The organism is Okeania sp. (assembly GCF_983059655.1).
This window is the reverse complement of sequence record NZ_CEZPJD010000690.1, coordinates 1-4,270: the sequence shown is the minus strand read 5'-3', so window position 1 is coordinate 4,270 and position 4,270 is coordinate 1. Positions and strand designations below refer to the sequence as shown.

Genomic DNA, 4,270 nt, shown 5'->3' with positions numbered 1-4,270 from the left:
AAATAATATTGCTATATAAGTTTTAGATTTTAATTTAATTATATATAAGTATTTTATACTTAATATTAAACACTTTTAATCTAGTTGTATAGATATTTTATGTTAAACTTAACTTATACATTACTGAACTGAATTTAAAAAAAGTAAAAATGTATGATTTAACTCAATTTGGACTCAGAGATATGTCTGAATGTGGGCTAGGTTTGCGCCAATTAGGAAAAGACGCTCATACGACAGAAGAAGTAAGCAATAGGATGATTAAGTATCTTTATGAAAATCTAATTAGTAAAGATAGCAAAGAAAAATCCTGCGTATTAATCCGTATGTTTCAGACTATTCCATATAAAAAACTCAGTCATGAACTACAAGAATATGCTTCTACATTATTAAATAATCAATCAGTAACTCCTAAATTAAAATGCTTAACCTTACTGAGTACTGCTGGGGAAAAATCAGAATGGAATTTACGACAAAAATCTTCTGGACACAAAGCAATTCCTTTAGTAGACAAAGCAGCAATCTCTAAAATTCCAATGATATCAAGGCTAATTCAACAATTAGGATTAGACCCTGGTCAAGTGCTAGAAGAAGACCCAAATTTATTGGCTGATTTAGAGCAAAAAATGTACAACGTATTTTATGTAGCTGATGCATTGGGTAGCCCTTATATTCCAGCTCAGAAATCATTTGTAATTCCTTTTAATATTAAATCTGTAATCGGATTTGGAGGTTTATTACCTTCAGGAAATATGTTTGTAGTTTTAATGTTTTTAAAAGTCAAAGTACCAAGAGAGACTATTGATTTATTAAAGCCATTAGCACTAAGTGTTAAGGTAGCACTTTTGCCCTTTGACCGAGGAAAAATTTTCTCATCTAGCCAAGGTAAATATCAAACAGTTAGTCAAAGCAAACTAAAAGATAAAGATAGAATTATTAAAGAGCTTCAATCAGAAAATGCCACATTAAATCAATTATTAGATGTATCAGAGAAATCCACATTAATTCAATCTGACCGTTTAGAAAAAGCAATTGCCGAACAGCAAAAAACTCTAGAAAAATTACAAACAACCCATGCCCAATTACTACACACAGAAAAAATGTCTAGCTTAGGACAAATGGTAGCTGGTGTTGCTCATGAAATTAACAATCCAATTAACTATATTCATGGAAATATTACTCCAGCTCAAGAATATGTTCAAGACATACTAGAATTGCTAGATATGTATCAGCAGGAATTTTCTCATCCTACACCAGAAATTAAAACTAAAATAGCGGAAATAGATCTTAATTTCATTAAGAAAGACCTCAATGAAATTATCAGGTCTATGGAGATAGGTACAGAAAGAATTTATGAGATAATTAAGTCAATGCGTAGCTTTTCTCGGTTTGAAAAATCCGAATTTAAACAAGTTGATGTTTGTGAAGCAATAGATAGTACATTGATGCTTTTAGATAGCCGGATAAAAGCAACAACTTCTTCCCCAAAAATTAGGCTTATAAAAGAATATCAAGAATTACCATTAGTGGATTTTTATGCTGGTCAACTTCATCAGGTATTGATGAATATTTTTAGTAATGCTATTGATGCGTTGGATGAATATAATGAACAACACACGCCAGAAGAAGTCAGGAAAAATCCGAGTCAAATTAAAGTTTGTACTAAAATTTTAAATAAAGAGTGGGTAGTAATCTCAATTGCAGATAATGGTTTAGGTATGGCTGAAGAAGTTAGCAAAAAACTATTTGACTCTTTCTTTACAACTAAATCTTCAGGAAAAGGAACTGGATTAGGGTTATATATTAGTTATCAAATTGTTGTGGAAAAACATGGCGGAAAACTATTGTGTTATTCTCAACCAGGAAAGGGAGCAGAGTTTATAATTCACATTCCTATTAGGCAGAAAGTTAGTCAAGTAGTGAGAAAGTAGGGCAGAAGGCAGAAGGAAATATTGATTCAAACAAGATAAGTTTTTCGGTATTAGTTATTTGAACTTAGAAACTGCACTATCAAAAGCTCCGTGTAAATCATTCCAAGCCTTTTCAAAACCAACTTTTACATCTTTCCATGCTTGTTCGCTTGAATTTTGTAGTTCCTGAAATTTAACCTTTACTGCATCACGTTTAGTAGACAATTCTTCTATCTTTTTGTAATAATTAATCGCCACATCAGCTTTGGCTTGTTTAGCTTTAGCTTTCATTTCATCAATTTGAGCATTAAGTTTATCAATTTGAGCTTTTGTTTTAGCTTCGTATGCTTGTTTTGTTTCTTCTATATCAGTCATAATGTTGATTCTATAAATTTAATTAACAACTATTTTCTGATAACAGAATAGACTAATACTTTGATTTTTTAGACAGATTTAACAGTTAACTAATTACTAGTGCTGCTACACGGAAGTCAAAACTCAAAACTCAAAAGTATTGATTAGTAAGGCTTTTAGAGTTTTGTCAATGGTTAGTTATTCCTGCCATCCTGCACTAGGAAAACAATCTTTGATTAGTTGACTGGCTTACTCATAATCTGAGCTAATAAATATTGTCTATATTGATTTATATACTATTTTAAAAATTGCTTAGGTTTTTGTCAATAATACATAATACTAATTTGATAAATGTTTTTTACAAATAGTAGAAGTAAGAAGGAGTAATACCAAATTCAAAAAAGGCAGTTACATCTTAATTTGTCATTTATTCCTAAAAGAAAAAATTATAAATTCCATAAATTTAAAAAATTTCACCTTTTTTCCTCTTTTTTATGATGTTTTTCTTTCCCTGTTCCCTATGTAGTCACTGTAGCAATATTTTATGAAATTGGTATAAATATGTAAGTATTCAGCTGTCAGCTATTAGCTATCAGCTATTAATGTTGAGGAAGATAAAAGCAACCTTTAAAATTGAGTAAAATTGAGAAATAATAAAAGTTACTACCAAAGTCCCCTTCCTCAACCTTAGAAGTAATGACTCGTTACTAATTGCTGACTGCTGACTGCTAATAGCTGAATGCTTACGTAAATATTAAGGATAAAAAACTATAGCCTTTTCATTTGAAATTCGGAAACAGAGTCTTGCTCAAAAGATAACAGGGGACTGTCAAGAAGAAAAAACACTATTAAATAGTAGCTTTGCACAATAATTAATGGATACTCAAGACAGGATTTTTTGATTAGAAAAAAGCTCAATCTAGATTTACATCTCATTTGAAAACACTATATAGAAATAATTATCTAAAGTTAAATGGAGCTACTATTTTTAATCATATTTAATCTAGATGCACTTTTTATAGCATTCTTTTTTTTAACTGGTATAAGGAACTAGCAAAAAAATAGACTACCAGCTAATTGATACAGTAGAGATTGCTACTCTGCGAGAAGGCTTTCCTTACGGAATGCTATCGCAAACGCCTACGACTGGATTGACTATTTTCCGATTGAGCTTGAGTCTAATATTATAGCCTCGCAATGACAGCCACAGAACTTTTTATACACTAATAATTCGCTACTTTATTATCAGAATTAAGTTGCAAATCCCTAACAATATATCAAGATTTACTGGGTGCATCTCAATTAAGAAATAAGTAATTATGCTCAATAATTGTAAAGACTTAAACACAAAGTAAATTTTGGGGTGCATCCCATATTTTATTTGCCAAAATACTTTTTTGCTATTCCCTATTCCTTAAAAGCGATAAATTTTTTGCTTTATTCACGCATTGAGATTTACCCGATTTATTTTCTTCAACTTCTAAATAAATTAAACTGCCTTAATATTAAATAATTTAGCTTTATTCCTATAAGTGTTGTGCTTTTAATGATAACATTAAAATTTGGGTTATTTTTAAATATTTCTATAGTGATATTGCTCTAGAGTCTATAGTCGTTTAACTTAAGGATGAGACACTTTTTTAGCTCAAACTCTTTCGTAGTCAAAAACTCTCGTTTCAATCTAAACTGAAATGACTATAACTATAAGTAGATAAAATATAGTATTCTTCTAAGGTTGGTGTAGAAAATATGGGTACATCTCAATTAAGTAATAAGTAATTATGCTCAAGAAGTTTAAATACTCAAATACAAAGTAAATTTTGGGGTGCATCCCATATTTTATTTGCCAAAATACTTTTTTGCTATTCTTTAATTCCTTATTTCCTATTCCTTGTTCCCTAAAAGCGATAAATTTTTGGTTTTCTTCAAAATTGATATGCACTCGAAAATATCTTATAAAAAGCAATATGGTTCAATAATTGATAATTGATAATTGATAATTGATAATT

At 29.8% G+C, this 4,270-nt stretch carries 2 protein-coding genes; one reads left to right on the top strand and one right to left on the bottom strand.

Features of this window, described 5'->3' with window-relative positions; all coding sequences use genetic code 11:
- The first annotated feature begins 149 nt into the window (after positions 1–149).
- The gene (locus tag AC3DU7_RS26720; protein ID WP_488042298.1) at positions 150–1,928 is read left to right on the top strand and encodes a sensor histidine kinase; all 1,779 of its coding nucleotides are present in this window, start codon (positions 150–152) and stop codon (positions 1,926–1,928) included.
- A 54-nt stretch (positions 1,929–1,982) separates the two neighbouring features.
- Here AC3DU7_RS26720 and AC3DU7_RS26715 read toward each other — a convergent pair whose 3' ends face one another.
- Positions 1,983–2,282 (bottom strand): sll1863 family stress response protein, encoded by a 300-nt coding sequence (locus AC3DU7_RS26715; RefSeq protein ID WP_488042297.1) that lies wholly within the window; start codon positions 2,280–2,282, stop codon positions 1,983–1,985.
- Positions 2,283–4,270 lie beyond the last annotated feature (1,988 nt).

Bases quoted from the DNA above. Each gene is read 5' to 3' on its own strand.
- AC3DU7_RS26720 (WP_488042298.1), top strand. From the start codon at position 150: ATGTATGATTTAACTCAATTTGGACTCAGAGATATGTCTGAATGTGGG.
- AC3DU7_RS26715 (WP_488042297.1), bottom strand. From the start codon at position 2,282: ATGACTGATATAGAAGAAACAAAACAAGCATACGAAGCTAAAACAAAA.